At 68.6% G+C, this 23033-nt stretch carries 23 protein-coding genes; 7 read left to right on the top strand and 16 right to left on the bottom strand.

Annotated features, from left to right (window positions below):
• Window positions 1-81: 81 nt before the first annotated feature.
• The gene (locus tag ACFQU4_RS22635) at window positions 82-1347 is read left to right on the top strand and encodes an ATP-binding protein (protein ID WP_377496203.1); all 1266 of its coding nucleotides are present in this window, start codon (window positions 82-84) and stop codon (window positions 1345-1347) included.
• Window positions 1348-1359: 12 nt separating this feature from the next.
• Here the strand turns inward: ACFQU4_RS22635 and ACFQU4_RS22630 are convergent, their stop codons facing one another.
• The 3 genes from ACFQU4_RS22630 to ACFQU4_RS22620 form a co-directional block, all read right to left on the bottom strand.
• Entirely contained in the window at window positions 1360-1563 is a 204-nt protein-coding gene (locus tag ACFQU4_RS22630) for a YbdD/YjiX family protein (protein ID WP_377496201.1), read from the bottom strand.
• Complete coding sequence (locus tag ACFQU4_RS22625) at window positions 1563-3839, bottom strand: carbon starvation CstA family protein (protein ID WP_377496199.1); 2277 nt, start codon at window positions 3837-3839, stop codon at window positions 1563-1565. The genes ACFQU4_RS22630 and ACFQU4_RS22625 overlap by 1 nt, the downstream gene beginning before the upstream one ends.
• Window positions 3840-3942: 103 nt before the next feature.
• Window positions 3943-5112: a DUF418 domain-containing protein gene (locus tag ACFQU4_RS22620; RefSeq protein WP_377496196.1), complete on the bottom strand. Its 1170-nt coding sequence runs from the start codon at window positions 5110-5112 to the stop codon at window positions 3943-3945.
• 77 nt (window positions 5113-5189) lie between these two features.
• Here ACFQU4_RS22620 and ACFQU4_RS22615 point away from each other — a divergent pair, with 77 nt between their 5' ends.
• Window positions 5190-5804 (top strand): TetR/AcrR family transcriptional regulator, encoded by a 615-nt coding sequence (locus ACFQU4_RS22615; RefSeq protein WP_377496194.1) that lies wholly within the window; start codon window positions 5190-5192, stop codon window positions 5802-5804.
• On the opposite strand, the gene ACFQU4_RS22610 is transcribed toward ACFQU4_RS22615, so the two are convergent.
• From ACFQU4_RS22610 to ACFQU4_RS22575, 8 genes are all read right to left on the bottom strand, one after another.
• Window positions 5779-6588 (bottom strand): TrmH family RNA methyltransferase, encoded by an 810-nt coding sequence (locus tag ACFQU4_RS22610; protein ID WP_377496192.1) that lies wholly within the window; start codon window positions 6586-6588, stop codon window positions 5779-5781. The two genes, ACFQU4_RS22615 and ACFQU4_RS22610, sit on opposite strands and share 26 nt — an antisense overlap.
• On the bottom strand, window positions 6585-7559 hold the full coding sequence (locus tag ACFQU4_RS22605; protein ID WP_377496190.1) for a DNA glycosylase AlkZ-like family protein: 975 nt from the start codon (window positions 7557-7559) through the stop codon (window positions 6585-6587). Before ACFQU4_RS22605 ends, ACFQU4_RS22610 begins: the two co-directional genes overlap by 4 nt.
• Before the next feature lie 143 nt (window positions 7560-7702).
• A complete protein-coding gene (locus ACFQU4_RS22600; protein WP_377496188.1) occupies window positions 7703-7945 on the bottom strand; it encodes a hypothetical protein in 243 nt (80 codons plus the stop codon).
• Window positions 7946-7977: 32 nt separating this feature from the next.
• Window positions 7978-8607 carry a hypothetical protein gene (locus ACFQU4_RS22595; protein WP_377496186.1) on the bottom strand — a complete coding sequence of 210 codons (630 nt, stop codon included), beginning with the start codon at window positions 8605-8607 and terminating at the stop codon, window positions 7978-7980.
• A 290-nt stretch (window positions 8608-8897) separates the two neighbouring features.
• Window positions 8898-9161 carry a hypothetical protein gene (locus ACFQU4_RS22590; RefSeq protein ID WP_377496184.1) on the bottom strand — a complete coding sequence of 88 codons (264 nt, stop codon included), beginning with the start codon at window positions 9159-9161 and terminating at the stop codon, window positions 8898-8900.
• 106 nt (window positions 9162-9267) lie between these two features.
• Window positions 9268-9543 carry a helix-turn-helix domain-containing protein gene (locus tag ACFQU4_RS22585; RefSeq protein WP_377496182.1) on the bottom strand — a complete coding sequence of 92 codons (276 nt, stop codon included), beginning with the start codon at window positions 9541-9543 and terminating at the stop codon, window positions 9268-9270.
• Window positions 9480-9812 (bottom strand): cyclic nucleotide-binding domain-containing protein, encoded by a 333-nt coding sequence (locus tag ACFQU4_RS22580; RefSeq protein WP_377496180.1) that lies wholly within the window; start codon window positions 9810-9812, stop codon window positions 9480-9482. Before ACFQU4_RS22580 ends, ACFQU4_RS22585 begins: the two co-directional genes overlap by 64 nt.
• Window positions 9813-9988: 176 nt before the next feature.
• On the bottom strand, window positions 9989-10831 hold the full coding sequence (locus ACFQU4_RS22575; protein WP_377496178.1) for a DinB family protein: 843 nt from the start codon (window positions 10829-10831) through the stop codon (window positions 9989-9991).
• Window positions 10832-10895: 64 nt separating this feature from the next.
• Between ACFQU4_RS22575 and ACFQU4_RS22570 the strand changes: the two genes are divergently transcribed.
• A complete protein-coding gene (locus ACFQU4_RS22570) occupies window positions 10896-11837 on the top strand; it encodes a helix-turn-helix transcriptional regulator (protein WP_377496175.1) in 942 nt (313 codons plus the stop codon).
• A gap of 73 nt (window positions 11838-11910) precedes the next feature.
• On the opposite strand, the gene ACFQU4_RS22565 is transcribed toward ACFQU4_RS22570, so the two are convergent.
• On the bottom strand, window positions 11911-15744 hold the full coding sequence (locus tag ACFQU4_RS22565; RefSeq protein WP_377496173.1) for a DUF6923 family protein: 3834 nt from the start codon (window positions 15742-15744) through the stop codon (window positions 11911-11913).
• A gap of 438 nt (window positions 15745-16182) precedes the next feature.
• Between ACFQU4_RS22565 and ACFQU4_RS22560 the strand changes: the two genes are divergently transcribed.
• Window positions 16183-17757 carry a response regulator transcription factor gene (locus tag ACFQU4_RS22560; RefSeq protein ID WP_377496171.1) on the top strand — a complete coding sequence of 525 codons (1575 nt, stop codon included), beginning with the start codon at window positions 16183-16185 and terminating at the stop codon, window positions 17755-17757.
• A gap of 25 nt (window positions 17758-17782) precedes the next feature.
• Here the strand turns inward: ACFQU4_RS22560 and ACFQU4_RS22555 are convergent, their stop codons facing one another.
• Both ACFQU4_RS22555 and ACFQU4_RS22550 read right to left on the bottom strand, forming a co-directional pair.
• Complete coding sequence (locus tag ACFQU4_RS22555; RefSeq protein ID WP_377496169.1) at window positions 17783-18571, bottom strand: alpha/beta fold hydrolase; 789 nt, start codon at window positions 18569-18571, stop codon at window positions 17783-17785.
• Window positions 18568-18996, bottom strand: coding sequence for a PPOX class F420-dependent oxidoreductase (locus tag ACFQU4_RS22550; protein ID WP_377496167.1), 429 nt, complete (start codon window positions 18994-18996; stop codon window positions 18568-18570). The genes ACFQU4_RS22555 and ACFQU4_RS22550 overlap by 4 nt, the downstream gene beginning before the upstream one ends.
• A 96-nt stretch (window positions 18997-19092) precedes the next feature.
• On the opposite strand from ACFQU4_RS22550, the gene ACFQU4_RS22545 reads away from it, so the two are divergent.
• Window positions 19093-19752, top strand: coding sequence for a winged helix-turn-helix transcriptional regulator (locus ACFQU4_RS22545; protein WP_377496165.1), 660 nt, complete (start codon window positions 19093-19095; stop codon window positions 19750-19752).
• A 530-nt stretch (window positions 19753-20282) separates the two neighbouring features.
• Here ACFQU4_RS22545 and ACFQU4_RS22540 read toward each other — a convergent pair.
• Window positions 20283-20693 (bottom strand): DUF2000 family protein, encoded by a 411-nt coding sequence (locus ACFQU4_RS22540; protein ID WP_377496163.1) that lies wholly within the window; start codon window positions 20691-20693, stop codon window positions 20283-20285.
• A 49-nt stretch (window positions 20694-20742) separates the two neighbouring features.
• Between ACFQU4_RS22540 and ACFQU4_RS22535 the strand changes: the two genes are divergently transcribed.
• Together ACFQU4_RS22535 and ACFQU4_RS22530 are read left to right on the top strand one after the other, a co-directional pair.
• Window positions 20743-21543 carry an AraC family transcriptional regulator gene (locus ACFQU4_RS22535; protein WP_377496161.1) on the top strand — a complete coding sequence of 267 codons (801 nt, stop codon included), beginning with the start codon at window positions 20743-20745 and terminating at the stop codon, window positions 21541-21543.
• Window positions 21544-21549: 6 nt separating this feature from the next.
• Window positions 21550-22101 carry a YbaK/EbsC family protein gene (locus ACFQU4_RS22530; protein ID WP_377496159.1) on the top strand — a complete coding sequence of 184 codons (552 nt, stop codon included), beginning with the start codon at window positions 21550-21552 and terminating at the stop codon, window positions 22099-22101.
• Here the strand turns inward: ACFQU4_RS22530 and ACFQU4_RS22525 are convergent.
• On the bottom strand, window positions 22079-23008 hold the full coding sequence (locus ACFQU4_RS22525; RefSeq protein WP_377496157.1) for a LysR family transcriptional regulator: 930 nt from the start codon (window positions 23006-23008) through the stop codon (window positions 22079-22081). The genes ACFQU4_RS22530 and ACFQU4_RS22525 overlap by 23 nt on opposite strands.
• Window positions 23009-23033 lie beyond the last annotated feature (25 nt).

Genomic DNA, 23033 nt, shown 5'->3' with positions numbered 1-23033 from the left:
GACCAAACTTGCACACAGGTAGCGACCAAACTAGCGCAGGAGTAGCGGCCAAACTTTCACACCAGTGCCATAATCGACCACATGACTCCCGCCTTGCACTCGCCCGTCGGTCGCATTCTTCCCCGGCACGCTAGTTCCCTCGTGCAGGAAGCCCTTGCCGACACAAGGGTCGTGCTCGTCAACGGTGCAAGACAAAGCGGCAAGAGCACACTGGTGATCCAGGTCAGCGGCCGAACCAGCGAGTGGCGCAGCCTGGATCGGCCGTCGATCCGGAGGGCGGCTGAAGCAGACCCGACCACCTTCGTTCGAGAAGAGGGCATGCTGGTCATCGACGAGGTCCAACGGGTGCCGGAATTGCTGCTGGCGATCAAGGAAGTCGTCGACCTCGACACACGCCCCGGTCGATTCCTCCTCACCGGATCAGCGAGACTGTTGAGCCTCCGCAGCATTCCGGACGCGCTGCCTGGACGGATGGAGACCATCGAGCTCTGGCCCTTGTCCCAGGGCGAGATCGACGAGCGTCCGGACGGCTTTGTCGACGCGGTCTTCGAACTCGGCCCAGAACTCCGCCACCAGTCCGCGCTGGATCGAAACAGCTACATCGACCGGATCGTGCGCGGCGGGTTTCCCGAAGCCATCGCCCGCACCGGGCGCCGACGGGAAGCGTTCTTCGACAATTACATCGCCGATCTCGTGAACCGCGACGTCATCCAGATTTCCGAGATCGAGCGCGTGCCAGAACTGCGGACCCTGATCAGCATGCTTGCCGCACAGTCCGGGCAACTTCTGGTGCCGGGCACGTTGGCCAGCCGGCTCGGTCTGCCTCAGTCAACCGTGAGCCGGTATCTCGCTCTGCTCGAGGAGGTTTTCCTGATCAAGCGAATCCCCGCCTGGTCCCGGAATCTCTCCGCACGAGCGGTATCGACCGCCAAGATCGCCCTGGTCGACTCGGGCATCGCCGCCAATCTGTTGGGACAGGACGCACTCGGGCTGCGTCGACCCGACAGCCAGATCGGCGGCCTGCTCGAAGGCTTCGTCGCCATGGAGATCGCCCGCCAGCTCACCTGGTCACGGACCCGGGCAGAGTTGTTCCACTACCGAACCAAGGACAAGGTCGAAGTGGATCTCGTCCTGGAGGATCGTCGCGGCCGGGCCGTGGCCATCGAAGTCAAAGCCTCAGCCACGGTGCGAGCAGAAGACTTCAAGGGGATCAACCATCTCGAGACACGCCTCGGTGACGATCTGATCGCCGGCATCGTGTTCTACACCGGTTCGGAGACCTTGTCGTTCGGTCACAAGAAGCGAGCCGTGCCGATCAGCGCTCTCTGGGAACTCGGCGTGGACTGATCGAGAACCGCCTCAGCAGCACCGGCCCTGCGGGTTCCGCTCCTGATCATCGGTACGGGCTCGCCAGAACTCGCGTTCGGAGAGGGCCGGCGCCTCGGGGTGGTGCTGACGCTGATGATCAAGGTAGACCTGGTACGCGTTGTCCCCCATCACCGAGGTGACGTACCAGCGCAGCGCCCGCCAGACGCGGCCGACCATGATCATCGGCGGCGCCATCAGTGGCCGACCCCGGTGGGCTGCTTCTCCGGCGGCAGGGCGGCCCACTCCTTCATCAGTTCGCGTTCCGGCTTGCTGGCCAACAGGCTGGCCGGGGCGTACCGGCCGGCCGGCTGGGCGGGCAGCTCGGTGCTCGGGCCGCCGCCGTTACGGAGCAGCAGGATGGTCCGGGCGATCGCGATGGCGATCACGATGATCGCGAGCGTGACGAAGAGGATCGACAGCGTGCCCTGGACGAAGGTGTTGCGGACCACGGCCTCCATCGCCTCGGGCGTCTTGGCCGTCCCGAAGCTGGTCTCGCCCCGCTCCAGCGCGCCCCGGAAGGCGTTGTGCTGGGCCCAGTAACCGACCGCCGGCACCGGCGAGAAGATCTTCTGCATCGAGGCGGTGATCGTCACCACCGCCGTGAACGCCAGCGGTACGGCAACGATCCAGAGGAACCGACCGGCGCCGCGTTGCCGGGCCACGATGGACAGGCAGACCGCCAGCGCGATCGCGGCCAGTAGCTGGTTGGCGATGCCGAACAGTGGGAACAGGGTGTTGATGCCGCCGAGTGGATCGGTGACGCCCATCAGCAGGATCGAGCCCCAGCCGGCGACCATGATCGCGGTACAGACCCAGGCGCCGACCCGCCAGTCAGTGTCCTTGAACTTGCCCCAGACGTTGCCCAGCGCGTCCTGCAGCATGAACCGCGACACCCGGGTGCCGGCGTCCACCGCGGTCAGGATGAACAACGCCTCGAACATGATCGCGAAGTGGTACCAGAAGCCCATCAGTGAGGTGCCGCCGATGAACTGCTGCATGATGTGGGACAGCCCGAGCGCCAGGGTGGGTGCGCCGCCGGTCCGGGAGACGATCGACTCCTCGCCCACGTTCCGGGCGGTCTCGGCGAGCAGCTCCGGGGTGACGTTCACGCCGGTCAGGCCGAGCGAGTTGACGAACGCCGCCGCGCCCTCGACGGTGCCCTGGGTGACGGCCGCCGACGAGTTCATCGCGAAGTAGATGCCGCGGTCGATCGAGATCGCGGCAACCAGCGCCATGATCGCGACGAACGACTCCATCAGCATGCCGCCGTAGCCGATGAACCGGGTCTGCCGTTCCTTCTCGATCAGCTTCGGCGTGGTCCCGGAGGAGATCAGGGCATGGAAGCCGGACAAGGCTCCGCAGGCGATGGTGATGAACAGGAACGGGAACAGTGCGCCGGTCCAGACCGGCCCGTTCTCCCGCCCGGCGAACTCGCTGAACGCCGGCACACTGATCTCGGGGCGGACCAGGATGATCGCGATCGCCAGCATGACGATGGTGCCGATCTTCATGAAGGTCGACAGGTAGTCCCGCGGCGCCAGCAGCAGCCAGACCGGGAGGACCGCGGCGACGAAGCCGTAGATGATGATGCCCCAGGCGATCGTCGGCCGGTCCAGGTGGAAGATCGCCTGGCCCCAGTCGGAGTTGGACACCCAGCCGCCGGCGATGATCGCGAACAGCAGCAGCACGAACCCGATGATCGAGATCTCGGTGATCTTGCCCGGCCTGATCCAGCGCAGGTAGACACCCATGAACAACGCGATCGGGATGGTCATCAGGATGCTGAAGACGCCCCACGAGCTCTCGCCGAGCGCGTTCACCACCACCAGGGCCAGCACGGCCAGGATGATCACCATGATCACCAGCGTGCCGACCAGGGCGGCGATGCCGCCGATCACACCCAGCTCGTCGCGGGCCATCTGGCCGAGCGAGCGGCCGCCGCGCCGCATCGAGAAGAACAGCACCAGGTAGTCCTGGACGGCGCCGGCCAGGATCACCCCGACGACGATCCAGAGCGTGCCCGGCAGATAGCCCATCTGCGCGGCGAGCACCGGCCCGACCAGCGGTCCGGCACCGGCGATGGCGGCGAAGTGGTGGCCGTACAGGACGCGCCGGTCCATCGGCATGAAGTCGCGCCCGTTGGCCTTGTACTCGGCCGGCGTCGCCCGCCGGTCGTCCGGCTTGAGCAGCTTCCGCTCGATGAACTTGGCGTAGAACCGGTGCGCGATGAAGTACGTGCAGACGGCGGCGAACACGAACCAGATCGCGTTCACGGTCTCGCCGCGGACGATCGCGATCATGGTCCAGCCGAGGCCGCCGAGGAGCGCGATCAAGGTCCAGACGATGATCCGCCGCGGCGTCCAGCGGCGCTCCTCCGCTTCCCGTACCTGATCATCGACGGCGACCGGCGGCAACCCGGGGTCCTCGACCAAGGTCGAATCCGTACGATCTCCGCCCGCACCATTGCTCATGACGACACCTTCCTCGCCGAACGCCATTCCCGGCGATGGTAACAGCGCAGCGCCTGCGCCCAGCGGCTTCGTTATTGACCTGTGAAGGCGCCGAACATGATCGCTACCCGGGGGTCCGGCGTCCGCCGAGCCGGACCAGCCGCCGGAGCAGCAGTTCGGCCGGCCCCCGGTGGCCGCGGCGGCGCATCAGCTCGGCCAGCAGCAAGGAGACGACCCAGGTGATCACGGCCAGGACGGACGCTCCGGTGATCCCGAGCCGGTCCCCCAGCCCGAGGCCGTACGGGGAGCAGACGGCGACGAAGATCACCGACTGGAACAGGTAGAAGGTGAGCGAGCGCCGGCCCAGCGCCTGCAGAGCGGTGGAGAGGAGGCCGGGTCGCCGTTCGACCGCCGGCGCGGCCGCGGCGATGAAGCCGATCACGCCGATGCCGCCGATGAAGCCGGTCAGCGGCTGCAGGAAGGTCGCGAGGGCGACGCCTGCGACGGGCGGTTCCGGCCAGGTGCCGGTCTGGATCAGGATCGCCGGTACGGCGCCGGCCAGCGCCACCAGCGTGCTGCCGACGGCGACGCCGAGCAGCATCCGTCGGTGTTGCTCGGGTTGTTCCAGCAGCCGGCGCCGGGCGGCCCAGATCCCCAAGATCACCGCGGGCAGCACCAGCACGACCCCGAGGGCCAGCCCGGCCGGCCAGCCCAGCACCCGGTCGATCAGCAGGGCCCATGGATCCCGGGCGGCCGCGTCGAACCCGTTCAGCGCATACGACGAAACCCCTTGCGACAAGGGGTACCACATGATCACGCCGGCCAGCCCGACCGCCGGGATCGTGGTCCCGGCGGCCAGCCGGAGCAGGGTGGCGTCCTTCGCCCGGAGCAGGCCGGCGAAGAGCACCGCGACGAGGCCGTACGCGGCGAGGATGTCGATGCCGGCCAGCAGCACCACGTGCAGGAAGCCGATCATGATCAGCCAACCACCGCGGCGCCGGATCAGTCCCGGGGCCTCGGCGGCCGGCCGCCGGTCGGTCAGCTGCACCAGCGCGTAGCCGTACAGGAAGGCGAACATCGAGCGCGCATGGTTGTTGACGAACAGCAGGTGCAGGACCTCGGTGATCGTGTCGGTTCCCAGCGGAACCCGCGCGACGACGGTGAACAGCGGAGCGTGGGCCAGCGCGATGACCAGCAACATCAGGCCGCGCGCCAGATCGGGCGCCGGAGCCCGGCCGTCCGAAGCGGCGACCCGTGGTCCGGGCACTTCGGCGGCGCTCAGGTCTTCCCTCATCGCGACCACCTCTAGCAAGTCAACTGTATTGACACGCTACTGTAGCAATACACTCGACTTGCGTCCAGGAGGTCACCGTGCAGCACCGGGTCGATCATGAGCAGCGCCGGCGCACGCTGGTCGACGCGCTCTGGCGCATCGTCGGCACCCGTGGGCTGGACGGCGTCGGCATGCGCGAGATCGCCAAGGAGGCAGGCGTCTCGCTGGGTCAGCTGCAGCACTACTTCTCCAGCAAGGAAGAACTGCTGCTGGTCGCACTGACCCAGAACGGGGAACGGGCCGGCGCCCGGGTCCGGCAGCGACTGCAGAAGCTCGGCGGCCGGGCCACGCCCTACCGGATCATCCGGACCTCACTGCAGGAGATGCTCCCGCTCGACCGGGCGAGCCGGGACGGGCTGCTGGTGCACCTCGCCTATCTGTCCCGCGCCGTCCACGACGACCAGTTGCGGGCCGTCACCAAGGACGCCACCACCCCGCTGGCGGCCCTGTTCGCCGATCAGCTGCGGCAGGCCGCCGCCGAGGGCGAGCTGACCGAGGACCGCGATCCGGAGACCGAGGCGAGCCTGCTGATCTGCCTCGCCGAGGGGTTGACCAACTACGTCCTGCTCGAGGTGCACACGCCGAAGGCCGCACAGGCGATGCTGGACGGCTACCTGGCGACGCTGTTCACGCCCGCAGCGCGTAACACGTGATCGCCGCCGCGGCGGCGACATTCAGGGAGTCGATGCCGGCCTGCATCGGAATGATCGCGCGGATCGACGCGGACCTGGTCCAGTGATCGGAGAGCCCGGCCCCCTCGGTGCCGAGCATGATCGCGACCCGGGCCTCCGGCGCGAGTTGATCATGAACCTCGTCGAGCGGTACGGCATCGTCGGCCAGCGTCAGGGCGACGGTGGTGAAGCCGGCGTCGGCCAGCAGCGCAGGGGCGCCGGACCAGTCGGCCAGCCGGGCCCAGGGCAGCGAGAACACCGCGCCCATGCTGACCTTGATCGAACGCCGGTAGAGCGGGTCGGCCGCCCGCGGCGCCAGCAGCGCCCCGTCCCAACCCAGTCCGGCCGCGTTGCGGAGGATGGCGCCGACGTTGGTGTGGTCGACGATGTCCTCCATGATCACCAACCGCCGGCAGGTGAGCAGGTCCTCGACCGGACGCGGCGGCCGGCGGTGCAGCGAGGCCAGGGCGCCGCGGTGGACGTGGAAGCCGGTGACCTGTTCGGCGAGCTCCTCGCTGACCAGGTAGACCGGGGTGTCGGGACAGCGGTCCAGCACGTCGCGCAGCGAGGCGAGCCAGCGTTCGGCGAGCAGGAAGGACCGTGGCCGGTAGCCGGCCTCGACCGCGCGGCGGATCACCTTCTCCCCTTCCGCGATGAACAGGCCCTCCGCGGCCTCGAGGGACTTGCGCAGGCTGACCTCGCGCAGCGCGACATAGTCGGCCAGCCGCGGATCGTCGGCGACAAAGATCGGAATGGGCTCAGTCATTTCACCTCGGTGTAGCTGATCGACATGGTCGCGCCGGGGATCGGCATGGCCAGCGCCTCGACCTCGACCGTGGCCCGCACCGAGTCCGGGAGCGGACCCGCGACCCGGACCACGATCCGGCCGCCGCGCCGGCCCCAGGCCCCGACGAGTTCGTCGCCGACCAGCAGACCGTTCGGGTGGAACGTGTCGTGCAGGTCGGTCCAGCGGCGCTGCCCCGGCCCGCAGAACAGGCCGGTCCGGTCCAGGCCGAGCAGACGCAGGTCCGGCGCAGGCAGGAACCGGGCCGGCGGCGGATCCGGCGGTTCCCGCAGAGCCGGCTCATCCGCGGCCAGGATCCAGGCCCGGTGGCCGTCCAGGTCCACCTCGACCAGGTCCGGTTCCAGCACCCGCCAGACCGTTCGAGCGTCGGCCGGCGACATCCCGGACCACCAGGCGTAGGCGGCCGGGGTGGTCGGCCCGAAGCCGGTCAGGTGGCGGCGGCACAGCTCCGCCCGGGCCTCGCTCTCGTCGACCTCCGGACGGTCGACCTCCCTGGCGTACAGGGCACTGGTGGTCCAGCGGAGCGCGATCCGGCCGGTCCAGCAGGCCGACCGGAGACCATTCAGGCCGCCCCGGCACTCGGACCCGGCGAGGTTGCGGCAGACCTGTTCGGCGTCCGCCTCGATGGCGGCCCGGTGGTCGGGGTCGAACGGCAGCCGGCCGATCGTGAACATCCCGAAATCCTGCTCCGGCAGGACGAAGACCGCCGCCCGCGGGCTGTAGGTCTGGATCAGCCCGGGCGCCTGCCAGGCCTCGGGATCACACGCCTCGACCCGTGCGTGCAGCGCGACCAGGGCGTCCCGCGGCGCCGAGTCCTGCAGCCCGAACCGCGCCGCCTGCACGTACTCCCCCGCCCGCAGCCGTACCGAGAGCCGCTGCACCGCGAGGCGGTACGCGACCGCCCGTCGCCGGGTCACCGCAAGGACCGACACTGGCACCTTCCTCAATCCAGCATGGACAGCTCGGCCTGGCTGGCCGCGGAACTGTGGTTACCTGCCGGAATCTCTTTCCAGTCTCCTGCTTCGACTTCGGCCGCGTCATGTAGCGGGCGCTGCGACCGTCACGACAATTCTGTCTACTCAGACTTCGGAATCTCTTTCCAATCCTCGCCTGACTGGACGTCTTCTACATCCTCAAGAGCGAACGCGGCAACTGATACGAGTACCCTCTCAGTGTTAGTCGGAGTAGTGCCTACCAGATGAAGGTTCTTCTGCTCTTCCTCGGCCGCGTCAGCCAGCACATTGAACAGATGGTGAGTGCTTGTCTCGCTATGTGTGTCGGCCAGGAGCAGGACGCTACTTCCGTTCTTCAGCTTCACCCGCCAAGTGTCTAGCTCTCCGTCGTACTTCACTATTTCTCTCCCAGTATCGTCAGCCCGCGATTGATTCGACTCTCGATGTAGCTTTTGTTGTTCTCTATGAATTGCCGCGCCACCTTTGGCAACTGATCACCATCTTTGTCCGTGAACCTGGTACCACCACGCCAATAGTAGTGGGTAGTACCTTGACCGCCTAGCTGAACGTGGATGTTGCCTTCGACGTAACCTGGCTTAGGGTTCTCCACATCCATTCGAAACGTGGTGTCCTTCCCGATGGGCCTGCGATCAATGAGGCCCTGTGAACCGTCGAGCTTCGTTCCCTTCGCACCGAAGAGCTTGATGTTGAATTTGCCTCCGCTGTTGCCGGGCTTGCCGACCGGAGGAGGGCAGCCAGCCGGTGGACCACCGTTACCTCTGGCGTTGACCCCTCCGTTGGGCTCAGCCTTCTGAGGGTCCTTCCTGCCCGCTGGATCGGCACGATTCTTGTCCTTCTCTGACTGCTTCAGCAGGTCCCCGATGTCTCCGTCGTCGGTTCGCAACTCTGCCCTCAGGTCAGCCTTCACCCCGCCCGCTGGACAGCACGCCGTCACAGTGAGCAGTGCTACAGGCACCATCCCAAGCACCAGCAACAGCCGCAGAACCCATCCCGCCACTCGCTTCATCTCTTCCCTTCTTCCGCTAGAAGACGAACGTTCCAGGACACAGAACAAGCGGGATTCCCTCAAGACCTGTGCAGATGGGTAGAACGCACAAAAGAGGCGCCGAACTGCTTGAACAGGTCGCCAAAGTCAGGGCCATCAGCCCGCAATGTGCCCGTGCCAGCCACACAAGCAGGCTTGCATCCACCCGATAGCCACCAAGGCACCCGGGACCAACCCCAGGATCAGCAGAAATCTCAGAGACCATCCCCGCTGCGTGTCTCATCACTTTTCTCTCACTGGTGGTCCGATGATCAAGGCGTTAATACGCTCCACAGCTGTTCACACGGGAGAGGCGTAAGCTGATCATTGACCTCGGAATCGACAGTGATCTCGAGCCCGCCGAAGCGACTGCCCATCGCCTGGGCGTAGCCCTCCGCGGCAGATGCCTCGGCTCGATAATCGCGTAGCAGGTGCGGCCCGAACCAGACCCTGACCCGCCGCCAATCGGTCAGCAACTGAGAAGTCATTAATGGCCGACCCGCGACCAGTGAGGCGATTCCCATGATCGACTCCATTCGTCACACCTTGCGATATCTCATTCGCATGATCAGGAACGACTCGAGAATGGCGGAACCGAGCCACTCACTCCGCACCGACAGTGCGCAGAACAGGTGATCTGGGTCACATCTCGTTATCGCTGGAGCGCGCGGACCGTCGGAGTGAGTCGATGTCCGTCAACCTGATCCGGGTTCGGCCGACCTCGATCAAACTCGGTCCCAGGCGATCCAGTGCCTTGCTGATCGTGTTGCGACCGACACCGAGATGCTGTGCCAATTCATCCCGAGTGAGCGACAGCACGTCGGAAGCCATGAGGTCACTGATCCGAAGCAGGGTCACCGCAAGCGCCCGGACGAGTTCGCCCTCTCCGATCTCGGTCTGTTCGCGCAGCCGCGCCACGACGGATGCGGAGAGTTCGGCAGATAGGCCGAACTCTCGGACGACGCGCAGGAACTCGTCGGCCGGAACGACCGCGACCTCGCAGTCGTCATCGCGACAACATCGGCCAGCCGGGACCCATCGTCCTGGACCGCAAGTTCGCCAACGACCTCGCCCGGACCACGGAATGCCAGCAGCCGTACTCGCCCGTCCGCCTCGAAGCGGACGATCTTCACGACCCCGCTCAGGAGGACGAGCACATGCGTGCCAGGGTCGCCCTGGCGCAGCATGACATCACCGACCCGGCGCCGCTGTCGCCGAGATCCGGACAAGGCCGTCCAGGCCTCGTCGGAAATGCGCTCCCGCAGGCTCCGCAGCGACCTCCCGCCGGATTCCACACGCCAATCCTGGCACAGCAGTGCGGCTCAGCACCCATGTCGGCCAACGACCTACTCCCGGTCGTTCATCAAGAACTCCGCGAATCAAGGTAGGCCGTCACCTCCGACTGCTGGAACCAGGCGGCCCAGCCGCGGACGTCGGCGTCGAACTGGGTGTCCTTGATCGTCAGGTCGGCACCGTGTTCGACCAGGAACCGCAGCGTGTCCAGCGAGCCCGTACCGGCGGCGAGGTGGGCCGCGGTCATGCCGCCGCTCCGCTCATCGATCCCGAAGCCCAGCTCGGCCAGCTTGGGAACCAGCTCCCAACGCTGGGCCGCGGCGGCCTCGGCGAGCAGGGCCGGGCGGTCGGCGGGCGTGAGCTCGCCGGCCAGCGCGGCCGGGAACGGGTCCTCGGCCCGGGTCCCGCGATAGAAGTCGCGGACCGTGCCGACCTCGGCGCCGTGGTGGATCAGCTCGTCGAGGATGTGCAGGGCGAACGACGTGCCGTCGCTCTCGGCGTACGGTCCGGCGATCTCGCCCATCGGCCGGTCGAGATCCTCCTGGCTGAGGGCGGCGAGCCGTCCGCGCCAGACCTCGTACGCGTGGTCCAGGGCGGCGAGCGCGGCCGCGGCGGAGCCGGGCACCGGCGGCGGGTCGTCCGTCGCCGGATGGCCGAACCAGGTGGCGGTGCGTTCGGCCTGCAGCACGTCGACCAGATGGGTGATCCGCCAGGCCAGGGTGGTGAACGGGGCGGGCGCCGGCGGGATCCGGCTCGCGTCGGCCAGGTAGCCGTCGTCGGTCCTGCGGATCGTCCAGCAGCCGTCGAACGGTTCCCAGAAGTACTCGTCGTCGGTCAGTCCCGCCACCCGTTGCTGCAGCCGTTGCCAGGCGAAGTCCGACAGGTCGAGAAGGTTCTGCGAGAGCGTCGTCATGGCTTCACGGTAGGACGACCTGCGGACAGGATCGGTCCTCGGCTCCTGGGATGATGCTCCTGAGATGGATACCGCGACCCGGCTGCTCCGCCTGCTGTCCCTGCTCCACTCGCGTCCGCAGTGGGACGGCGCCGAGCTGGCGTCGAGGCTCGAGATCACACCGCGGACGGTCCGGCGCGACGTCGCGCGGCTGCGCTCGCTGGGCTACCCGATCGACGCCGAGGCCGGGATCGGCGGCGGCTACCGGCTCGGGCCTGGCGGCCGGCTGCCGCCGCTGCTGCTCGAGGATGCCGAGGCGGTGGCGATCGCCGTCGGACTGCGGGTCGCGACCACGACGACCGTGTCCGGAGTCGAGGAGGCGGCGGTCTCGGCCCTGGCGAAACTCCACCAGGTGCTGCCGGTACGGCTTCGGGAGCAGGTCGACGCGATCAGCGCCCACACCACCCAGCTTCCCCAGGGCGAGCTGCCGGTGGTCGACGGCGCGGTGCTGGTGACCCTCGCCGCCGGCTGCCGGCATGTCGAGGGGATCCGGTTCCGGTACCGGACCCACGACGGCACCGAGTCCGAGCGGAGTGTCGAGCCGCTGCAGATCGTGCACACCGGCCGGCGTTGGTACCTCGTCGCCCGCGACCGGGATCGCCAGGCGTGGCGGACGTACCGGGTCGACCGGATCACGCAACCCGCGCTGACCGGCACCCGCTACCGGTTCGAGGACCCGCCGGACCCGGTGGCCCTGGTCGCCGAGGGCACCGGCATCGCACCCTGGGACCTCGTCGCCCGGGTCCGGGTGCAGGCCACGGCCGCGACCGTGGTGAAGATCATCCCGCCGAGTCAGGGAGTGGTCGAGGACCTCGACGGCGCCAGCTGCCTGGTCCGGTTCGCCGCCCAGGAGCTGGCACCGCTCGTCGACGTCGTGGTCCGGCTGCCCTGGACCCTGGAGATCCTCGACCCGCCCGGGCTCCGTACCGCCGTCCATGATCACGCCCGGCGCCTGCTCGGCTCCTGAACCGGACAAAGAAGAACCCGGCCCGGTGCTGGCAACAGCACCGGGCCGGGTTGATCAACTCAGCTGATCAAGATCAGCGCTTGCGCCTCCTCGACCGGGCCACGGTCACGCCGCCGACGGCGAGCATGATCAGACCGGAGAGCAGCGCGGCCAGGGTGCTCGGGGCACCCGTGTCCGGCAGTTCCGGGCCGTCAGGCACGTCGGTCTCGTGCGTGGTGCAGGACGGATCGCCGTCGGTGCACTCGGCGGGCGGCTCCTCACCGGTCTCGGTCAGGAAGTTCACCAGCAGACCGTCACCTTGATCATCGGCGGCCCGCACCTCGACGACGTAGGAGACGGTGACCGTCTTCCCGGCCGCCAGGGTGCCCTGGACCGTGTACTGATCATCGGCGTCGAGTACGGTCAGCGACGGGTCCGAGGCCTTCGCCGACTTGATCACGTCGGCGTCGTCGAGCACCTCGGCCAGGTGGTCGGTGTAGTCGACCTCCGCGTCGGAATTGCCGTCGTTCTCGAAGGTCAGCGTGTACGTGATCCGCTGACCCTCCTCGACCTTGCCACCCGAGGACGGGTCGGCCGACTTCTCGACCGACAGCCCGGCGGCCGGGATCTCGTGCTTGGCACAGGGCTCCCCGGTCTCCGGATCCCGGCCATTCTTGTCGGCCGGGTCGCAGACCGGCGGCTCCGGGTTGTCCGGGTTGTCCGGCGTGAACGCGACGTTGATCAACTTGTGATCACCGGCGCCGGTGTAGGTCACCTGGTAGGTGATCGTCACCGTCTCGCCCGGCGCCAGGGCACCGGTCCAACTGATCTGCGGCTCGGTGTACTCGGCCGCCGGATCCTGGTCGGCTTCGACCGACTTCGGATCGACGGTCGCGTCGTCCAGCACACCGGACAGGTCGTCGATCACGACCGCCGGAGCGTCCGCAGAGTACGCACCCTTGCCCGTGTTGGTCGCCTTGACCGTGTAGGTCACGGTGTCGCCGACCGTGGGGATCGCCGTGGTGTCGGCGGTCTTCTCGACCGTCAGCTCCGGCAGCTTCACCGTGTTGTCGTCGCAGGGCAGCCCGGTCTTCGGGTCCTTGCCGTCCTCACACTTCGGGGTGACCGGCTTGCAGTCCTCGTCCGCCGGATCGCAGTTCGGCTGGAACGCGGAGTTGATCAACTCGCCATCACCGGCCCCGGTGATCGTCACCGAGTACGTGATCGTGATCTTGTCGCCCGACGCGAGGGCGCCGCTCCAGGAGAGCAGGTCCCCGTCGACGGTTACCTCACCGGAGGACGCTTCCGCGTCCTTGTTGTAGGTCGCGTCGTCCACCACGCCGGACAGGTCGTCCGCGATGATCGCCGGAGCGTCGTCGGTGAAGTCGGACGCCCCGGTGTTCGTCACCGTGACCGTGTACTTCACGGTGTCGCCGATCCGGGTCGCCTCGGTGGCGTCCGAGGTCTTCTCGATCGACAGGTCGCGATCCTCCACGACGTAGTCCTCGACCTCACCGTGACCGGCCGGTCCCGTCGGGGACGCCGTGACGCCCTCGCTTTCTCCGAACAAGCGGAACCGCGCATATGTGGTGCCCTCGCCGGTGAACTCACCGAACTCCAGCGGGTATGCGGCGGTGCCGCTGCCGGCCGGCACGGTCGTGGTGACCAGCTCGTCCTCATCGAACGTGCCGTTCCCGTCGAGGTCGATCCAGCCGGCCAACGTTGCCGCCTGATCACGGTTGTTGGTCGCAGTCACCGACACCGTGGTCGGGCCGGTCTGGGACAGCCGCAATGGCTGGGTCACCCCGTCCTCGTCGCCGACCCCCGCTGCGTCGTCGCCATCGGCGGCGTCCGACGGAGCACCGTCGGTCTCGCTGTCGATCTTGGAGCCGAGCATCAGCGGAGCGGTGTCGGACTGGACGTCGATCCCGCGGATGAAGTGCCGCGGACCGTTGTCGGCCAGCGTGGTGCCGTAGCTGTCCGGCGCGTCACCGAAGTCGATCGGGATCGGCGCAGCAGCGCAGCGAGCCCCGTCGTTGACCGAGGACGCCGGACCGTCGGAGAACTTCCGCACCGTGCCGGCCGCGACGTCGACCCGGAAGATATCCCCGGTCTTGTTGTCGGAGCCGTACAAGAAGCCGTCCGGGTCCGCGTAGACGGCGCCGAAGGTGTTGCCGCCGAGGACACCGAGATTGGCGGCCACGGTCCGTTCATGGGTCTTCAGATCGAACTTGACCAGGACGGAGTCCGTGTCCTGGACGCCGATGCTCCAGAGTGCTTCGGTGCCGGGGACGTGCGCCCAGTCGGCGCCCATGGTGGAGAGGCCGGCAGGCGTCGGTGCTTCGCCCTCTTCGACGATCGTTCCGTAGCTGTCGGAGCCCGGGACGAGGTCGATCACCCACCAGCCGAGGCCGTCCGTGACCCAGTAGCGGCCGTCCTCGTCGATGTCGCCGACGACGAGGTCCGGCAGGCCTTCCGGCCAGCCGAGTTCGACGACGCTCGGGCCGCTGCCGACCCGGACCATCTGGTCATTCTGCAGGTCGAGGCCATAGATGTAGTCGTCCAGGCCGTTGTAGGCGATCGCGTTGACCCGCCGGCCCTCCAGCGTGCCAAGGCCCGTGGGCGTTCCGTCGACCATGTCGATCCCGATCACTTGGGTGGGCGGGACGCCGGTCGGGGACTGGAACAGAATGCCCTGCGGCGTGCACCCGAAGTCCTCCTGCGGCTCGAACGTCACCGACGCGCAGTCCGGCAGGTCGACGCCGACCGGATCGGAGACGTTCTCGGCGCAGTTCTCGTACGTGCCCGCGGAGTCCGACGTGACCGGCACGGTGATCGTGCAGGACGTGGCATCCTTGGCCAGCTGGCCGTCGGCCACCGAGATCGACGCGCCGTCGTCGCTGACCGTGGTCTCGGCCGTGCAGTTGCCGCCGACCTCAGCCGGCTGAACCGCGACCAGGCCCTCGGGCAGGTTGTCCGTGAAGGACCAGCCGTCCTTGGCGCCGAGCTCGCTGGTGTTGGTCACCGTGAACGTCAGCGTGGAGGTGCCGCCAACCATCGCCGTCGCCGGGCCGAACGACTTGTCCAGCTGCGGCGTCACGTCCATCACTCGAATGTTGTCGAACGCGCCGTCGTTGCCGGTGCCGTCACCCTCCTCATTGCGCAGCACGATGCCGAACTGGTCACCGGAAAGCAGCACGGACTGGTCACCGGGGAAGGTTCCGACCTTGGCCGAGAGGTTGTCCCCGCTTTCAGTGTTGACGACGATGCTGGTCGCCCGCGGATCGTTGCAGAGATCGATGGCCTGGGCGGACATGGGTTGTTCGCCGTCGGCGTCCTCAAGGTAGAACCGGAGCCTCGACTGAGAAGGGGCCGCACAGTCGACGGAGAGAGCGTCGACCGAGAAGGTGACGAACCGGTTCGCGGCGTCCAAGGTGATCGGTTCGGCGGTCCGGAACTGCACCTGGTTGTCGGCGCCATGTCCGGTGGTGGAGGCCGAGGCCGCGCCGTTCAGCGTCGGGTTCGCGGCTCCGCCGTGCTCCCCGAGCGCCTCGGCGTATTCGGTCACCCACTGGAAGTAGCGGATGCCGTTCGCCTCGACGGCCGGGTCGCCCGCGCAGTCGGGGGGCACCCGGGTACTGGTCCGGTCGACGATGATGCCGTTACAGAGGGCACGGTCATGCCAGAACTCGTCCGCGGTGTACGTCGTCTCGTCACTGCCGGTGTATTCGCCGAGCAGCGTATTGGTGCCGTCTCCGGCGTTCTCGAAGTCCTCCTCGAAGAGGACGGTTGGCGCGCCGGGCTTACCGGGGTTGCCCGGTGCGGCGGCGGCCGGCGTCGGCGGACTGCCGAACGCGATCAGTCCGGTCAGCAGGGCCAGCGACAGAGCCGCGGCCACAAGCCGGAAGCGGGGGCGCTTGTTGGACAAGTCTCGATCCTCCACAACGGTGCACGTGCTGGCGCGACGTGGAGAAGGGTCGCCGGCCGGCGGGAATGAATGAGGGGAACGCCGGTCCCCCGCCCAGACGCACGCCATTGCTACCGGGGAATCACCGCGGCTGGCCAGCCGAGCGGGGCGCGGCGCCGCGACATGATCAACGAAATAGTCAACTGCGGTTGTGTCCGTGATCAATCGACGGCATGGCCGCGCGACCATGAAACGCCCACTGTTCACACCGAGGAACTTGGCGGTACCATGCCGACTTCAGTCGTGGGTTGTACCACCCGGCCGCCCGGCCGGGTCCTAACCGGATGGGTAGCCGGGATGTCACCGCTGATTCACTTGCTGCGCGCCGCACCGCACGCGTTGTGTGCCGCTGCCGCACGCCTTGAACTGGCCCAGGCGCCGCGGACCCACTGAGTTCTCATGGAGATCATTGCTGCGGAACGGGCCGCCCGGCAGGCTGCCGCAGACGATGATCTCGACACCCTGGCGGAGCTGGTCGAAGCGGAGTGGATCCAGCTGATCCGCGTGCCCGGCCTGCTCACCGAGTTGCTCGGCCGGCTCGATCGAACTCAGTTCGAGCGCCGTCCGGCGCTGGAGTTGATCATGGACCGGACCCTGGCTCCGTACCCACGCAGCCCGGGACCCATTCCGGAGCCGATCCAGGCCGTGCGGACGGGACTGGCCTCCGCCGCCTATCCGGACGACGAGGTGAGGGTCAGCGTCGAGCACGCCGCGCTGCGGGCGCTTCGTGATCTTGGTCAGTACGATCTCGCCCGGCAACACGCAGCGGCGATCCGGTCCGTCGGCGAACGGCTGATCCTGCGCCGCGACGCGGACCACCAGACGCTGGGCACGCTGTCGCTGTACAACGGCGTGCTGAACCTGCTGGCCGGCGACCTGATGGAGGCCGGTGGTGATCTTCATGCGGTGATCTACCTGCCGAACGCGCATCCCGATGATCTTGCCGGCGCGGCCGGCGAACTCGCCTTGCTGCACGCGGTCTACGGCGAGCACACGACGGCACAGCGGTGGGCCGAGCAGGCCGATTCCGTACCGGACGGCTGGGCGGCGGACTGGCTGAATCCGGGCCCGCACGTCGCCCTGCTCAGCGCGCAGTTGATCTTGGCCACCGACCGGCTGGACTGGGTGACCTACGAGGAGGTGCTGGGGCGCCTGCACACCGGCCGGTTCGTCCACGACGAGCACCTCTACCTCGCGCAGTACGCCCAGGCGCGGGCCGGGCTGGTCCGCGGCCAACAACGGCTGCTCCTTGATCAGATCGACCACCTGCGCCGGACCTGGCCGCGCCGGCTGCCGGCCGAATCCCTCCCGCAGACGTTGCTCGGCGGGATCGAGCTCCAACTCGCGTTGAGCGTCGGGGACTTCTCCCGGGCCAAGCCGCTGGTGCCCACCGAGCCGCGGAACCACCACCAGATCCTGCAGGCCGCACACTGGCTGCTGGCCACCGGGCGGCCCCGTGAAGCGGCCGAGTTGATCTCCGAAGGGCCCTGGCTCGAGCAGGCACCGCGGCGGGAAGCGATCGAGTTGGGGCTCGCCCAGGCCACCGCCCTGAACCAGACCGGTGATCACCGGCGGTCGGCACACCTCGTCCGCCGGGCCCTCACCCAGTCCGGTGACCCGGGGACGATCCGGCACAGCCTGGTCACCATGGACCGGCGCACCCTGATCTCCGCCAGTGATCATGAGCCGTCGGTGAAGGCGGTCCTGGCCGCGCTCCAACTGGTGCTCTTCGTCGAGCCGACCCCGGACGTCGACGCGGACCGGGTCACCCTGACCCCGCGGGAGCAGATCGTGCTCGGCTTGCTCGCCGACGGCGGCACCGCGGCCGAGATCGCCGAGAACCTGTTCGTCTCGGTGCACACGGTGCGCAACCAGACTCAGCGGATCTACCGCAAACTGCGGGCGACCTCGCGCCGGCACGCGATCGACATCGCGACCAGGAGCGGTCTCCTGCCGACGGCTGACCGGCCCTAGGCACCGGTCAGCCGCTGACGCCTGCTCAGCCGGCCAGGAACCCGCGCAGCTCGTCCGCCAGCGTCGCCGGATCCGCGACATGCCCCTGTCCGGCGAGATCCCGCCGGGTCGCGTTCGGCAGGGTTTCGGTCAGCGCGACGGCTGCCGGCTCGAAGAGTTCACGGCCCTGGTCGCCGATGATCACCAGCACCGGCACCCCGAGTCCCTCGAATCGCTGCGGCGGAGAGCCGTCCCCCAGGCAGGCGGCGTCGTACGGCAGTGTGTGCGCCAGCGCGCTCGACGCGGCCCACTCCGGCGACGTACGAGCCCCGTCGATGTCCGCCTCGCCCATCCCGGCCAGCTTCATGAACCGGGCCAGGGCGTCGTCCGGTCGCCCGTCCGCAACGATCGCGGTCACCTCGGACACGTACTCGCGCCAGCTCCGGACCGCCTCGTCACCGATCAGGTACGGGACCTCGTACACCGCGACCCGGTCCACGGCCAGGCCGGCCGCCGCGGCCTCCAGCGCCAGCGCACCGCCGGACGACGCACCGAACAGCCGCACCGGATCGGATCCCGCTTCCGCGGCGAGCGCAGCCAGGTCCTCCAGTTCCCGCTCCACCGCGTACGGCGCCGTGTCCGTACTGTCGCCGCGGCCGCGCCGGCTGTAGTTGATCACCGTGAACGTGTCGGCCAGCTCGGCGGCCAGCGGCCCGTTCTCCGACCCGTCGTCCAGCCCGCCGCCGACCATGATCAACACCGGCCCGTCACCCTGCCGCTGGTAGGCGATCAACGTCCCGTCCGCCGAGGCGACCTGCTCCGTGGTCTTGATCATGACTGTTCCGCCGTGTGTTCGGTGCGGTGTGCCTCGTACCAGCTCTCGCCGACCGGTTCGCCGTCGAGGTTCCAACTCCAGGAGACCGTCGGCGTGATCTTGACGTAGTGGCCGGCCCCGACCATCCCGACCCGCTCCACCGCCGGCTCGGCGATCCCGTAGATCCGGATCCCGCGCGCTACGAACGGGTCGAACGAGACCAGGTCGTCGACCACCAAGGCCACCCGCACCCGCCCGGCCGCGACATTGCGCATCTTCCGGGTGGCCAACACGCTCGCCCCGCCACCACCGATCCAGATCCGATCACCGTCGACCTCGAACGCAACCGGCATGACATCGGGCTGCTCGCCCTCCCCCAGCGTCGCCAGCCGCGCCAACGGCTGCGACCGCAGATACTCCAGTTCCTGCTCCGTGAACGTCACCACTCCCCCTCGCTCCCACAGATGATTGCCGCGTGGTCTAGTGCTAATTTAGGACTAGTTAGTGCCGACTATAGACCAGGCTGGCGAGAGGAACCACCAGTGCCGGAACGCGGGGAGCGCAGCTACGACGATCCGTGCGGAATCGCGCGGGCGCTGGACCTCGTCGGCGAGCGCTGGGCGTTACTCCTGGTCCGGGAGTTGATCTTCGGGCCGAAGCGGTTCACCGACCTGCGGCACGGGCTGGCCGGCGCGAGCCAGAACGTGATCGCGCAGCGGCTCCGGGAGCTGGAGCGGCACGGCGTCGTGGAGCGGATGCGGCTGGGGCCGCCGGCAAGGGTCCCGGCCTATCGACTAACCCGCCTCGGCCGCGAACTCGAGCCCGTCCTGCTCGCGCTGGCCCGCTGGGGCAGCGACCTGCCGATCCGGACCGCCAACGAGTTGAGCACCGACGCACTCATGTTCGCCCTGCGCGCGACCTATGAACCGCCGGGCCGGTCGACGCGACTCCGCGAGTACGAGATCCGGTTCGAGCTGGATCAGTACCGGGTGATCACCGGCACGGACATCCAGGTGGCCCGCGGTCCGGCAACCGACCCGGACGCGGTGATCGCCACCGCGCCCGACGTCCTGCGCGATCTGGTCTACGCCGGGCGATCACTCCCCCTGTCCCTCGACCGCGGGGAGATCACGATCGTCGGCGACCGCTCCGCGGTCCGCCGCCTGATCACCTCATTCCGCCGGCCGCCGACCACGGAGTGACGAGCACGGACCAGACTCAGCAGTGCGAAACGCTGGTCTGATTACGCACAAACCTGGAATTCACATCGCCAGACCTGCCGCTGTACGTACCAGAAGTAATCCTGCCGTAGAACATCCGCCCGGCAGAGGAATCCCACCAGCAACTCATGCTGAAGGTTGTCCCATTGGCGATACGCACAGTGCTTCCGCTGATCCTGGCGGTTGCAGGCGTGCTTCCGTCCGCCGTGATGTAGGTGCTAGCCGCCTGTGCAGGTGTAGCCGACACCGCGACACCCGCCACACAGACGAATCCGGCAAGGACGAGACTGAGTTTCCTGAACATCGCGCACTCCTCGAGGCCCACAGATCGAACACACAGATGATGACGGAGACTCAGGAGTGACCGCAGTCGAGTTAAGGCCTGACAGGCAACCGCCGGACTCCTCCTTGATCCCGCACTAACTTTGGATTCTGCCAGGCCGTGAACCCACCAGGGACTTCGGTGAAATATTGATGGTTCCTTCCCATTCGAAGTAAAAAGATCACTGACCTCAGGGATGCATCCGGGCACCCTTCATGATCTTGTCGACCGCCGACCGGCCACCGTGGACGGCGATGCCGACCAGGTCGAGCTTCTCCGTGGGTACGGCGGCGACGGCGGCCCGGTTGTCCGCGTCGTGGCCGGTGGCGAACATCTCCTGGGTGTAGATCGCCAGGGCGACCTCCCGGGCCAGGGCCCTGCCGTGCGCTGCCCGTACCGTCTCGCGGTCGGCGGCGAAGATCATCACCGGCTGCCGGAACAGGGACAGATAGCCGGTGCCGTCGGCGTCCGCGTACGGTTCGCCGATCAGGGTCGGGTCGGCCGCGGCGATCCCGCTGGCCAGGAAGGCGGTCACGTTCAGCCGTTGCCAGGCCGCGAGGTCGTCGGCGAGCAGGACGGCGATCTTGGTGTCGAAGCGCACCCGGCCAGAGTGCCCCGGTCGCTCAGGATCGATCTTGTACGTTCTTGATATGGCGCCCGAAACCGAGATCACGGCCTGGCGCCCGCAGGCCACGGGAATCGCCGAGGTGTTCCACGCCCGGTTCACCGATCACGCCTACCCGCGGCACACCCATGCCGACTGGACCCTGCTGATCGTCGACCAGGGCGCGATCGGCTACCGGCTGGAGGGCCAGGATCACGGCAGCACGACCGATCTGGTGACCCTGCTGCCGCCCGGCGTACCGCACGACGGGCATCCGGCGACCCGGTCCGGGTTCGTCAAGCGGGTGCTCTATCTCGAGCCGGACCAGTTGCACGGCGTCGGCGCCGGCGTGGACCGGCCGACGCTGCGCGACTCGGCACTGCGGGACCGGATCCACCGGCTGCACGACGTGCTGGCCGCGCCGGAGCGGCTCGAAGCGGAGAGCCGGTGGGTGCTGATCCGGGAACGGGTCCAGGCCCATCTCGACCGCGCCGACGGGATCCCGAGGCCGGTCCGGGACCGACCGCTGGCCGTCCGGCTGCGCGGCCTGCTCGACGACCGGGTCCGGACCGGGCTCGGCCTCGCCGAGGCCGCCGGGCTGCTCCAGGCCAGCCCGGAACACCTGGTCCGCAGCTTCGCCGCCGAGTACGGCCTGCCGCCGCATCAGTACCTGACCGGGCGGCGGGTCGACCTGGCCCGGCACCTGCTGCTCGCCGGGCAACGGCCGGCCGACGTCGCCGCCGAGGTCGGATTCCATGATCAATCCCACCTGACCCGGCACTTCCGGCGGGTGCTCGGCGTCACCCCGGGCCGGTACGCCGCGGGGCAGGCCGTCCGGCTACCCTGATCATCGATGACCGAGAACCCCAGTGCGCCCGAGGTCGGCACCCTGGACTGGGCGCCCGCCGCCGATCACCCGGAACTGCTCGCTCCGCCCGTCGTCGCCGCGCTGGCCGGCCTCGACCTGCCGGCCTGGGTCGCCCCGATCGACGCCGCCCTCGCCGACACCGCCGCCTTCTGTGAGGCGTACGCGGTTCCGCTCGAGGTCTCCGCCAACTGCGTCGTGGTCTCCGGCCGGCGTGCCGAGACCGAGCGGACCGCGGCCTGCCTGGTGCTCGCCACCGACCGAGCCGACGTGAACCGGGTCGTCCGCAAGCACCTCGACGTCCGCAAGATCTCCTTCGCACCGATGGACGACGCGGTCAGCCGGACCGGGATGGAGTACGGCGGCATCACGCCGATCGGGCTGCCCGCCGACTGGCCCGTCCTGGTCGACGCCGCCGTCACCGAACAGCCGTGGATCGTCGTCGGCAGCGGCATCCGCGGCAGCAAACTCGCGCTGCCCGGACCGGACGCCGCCCGGCTGCCCGGCGCCGAAGTGATCAAGCTCGCCCTCGGCGGCTGAGCCCGGTCGGGGCGGCCGGATCGTGGGCCGCCGCGGCGACCTCGGCGGCGGTCCGGACGAAGGCGGCCACCGCCTGGTCGCGGGTCACCCGGGGCCAACTGACGGTCAGGGTGGTCGGCGGCAGATCGGCCACGACGCGGTAGGCGATGTCCGGCCGCGGGCTGCGCTGGACGATCGATCGCGGTACGAACCAGACGACCCGACCGAGCGCGACCAGGTTGAAGATCTGGGCCAGGTCGAGCGGGCCGCTGAGCCCGGGAACGGTGCTCGGCGGCGGGGTCGTACCGGTCACCGGTTGATCACCGCGGTCGGCCGGCCAGCCGTCCGGCAGGACCCGCCCGGCGAGGTCGGCCAGCCGGAGTTCGCCGCGGCCGGCCAGCGGATCCGTGGCTGCGACCGCGAGCAGCCGGGGTTCGGTCAGCAGCGGCTCCCAGTCCAGGCCGTTCTCGTCGAACGGCGTCGGCAGGATCGCCACGTCGGCCGTCCCGGTGCGCAGCGCCCGGACCTGATCACCGCGGCCGCCCATGATCAACTCCACCGGCCGGGCGGCCGGCTCGCGTTCGAACGCCTCCAGGATCGCGGGCAGCAGGCCGGCGTCGAAGTCCGCCTTGAAGGCGACCCGCAGTGACGGCGTCGGGCGGCCGAGGTTCCGGGTCCTCCGCTCGGCGGCGGCCACCGCGTCGAGCGCGATCCGGGCGTCGGCAAGCAGCGACTCCCCCGCCGGCGTCAGGCTGACCTCCCGGGTCGTCCGCCGGAACAGCGACACCTCCAGCCGGCGCTCCAGCCGGCCGATCGCGCGGGACAGCGGCGGTTGCGCCATGCCGAGCCGCTCGGCCGCCCGGCCGAAGTGCAGTTCCTCCGCGACGGCCACGAAGTACCTCAGCTCACGTACCTCGAGGTCACTCATACCGTCAAGGTATCAATCGTGATCA

Origin of the sequence: Microlunatus sp. GCM10028923 (assembly GCF_042666975.1) — a bacterium.
Classification (GTDB): domain Bacteria; phylum Actinomycetota; class Actinomycetes; order Propionibacteriales; family Propionibacteriaceae; genus Microlunatus.
Note: the sequence above shows the minus strand (reverse complement) of the source record. Positions and strands in the feature narration are given on the sequence as shown.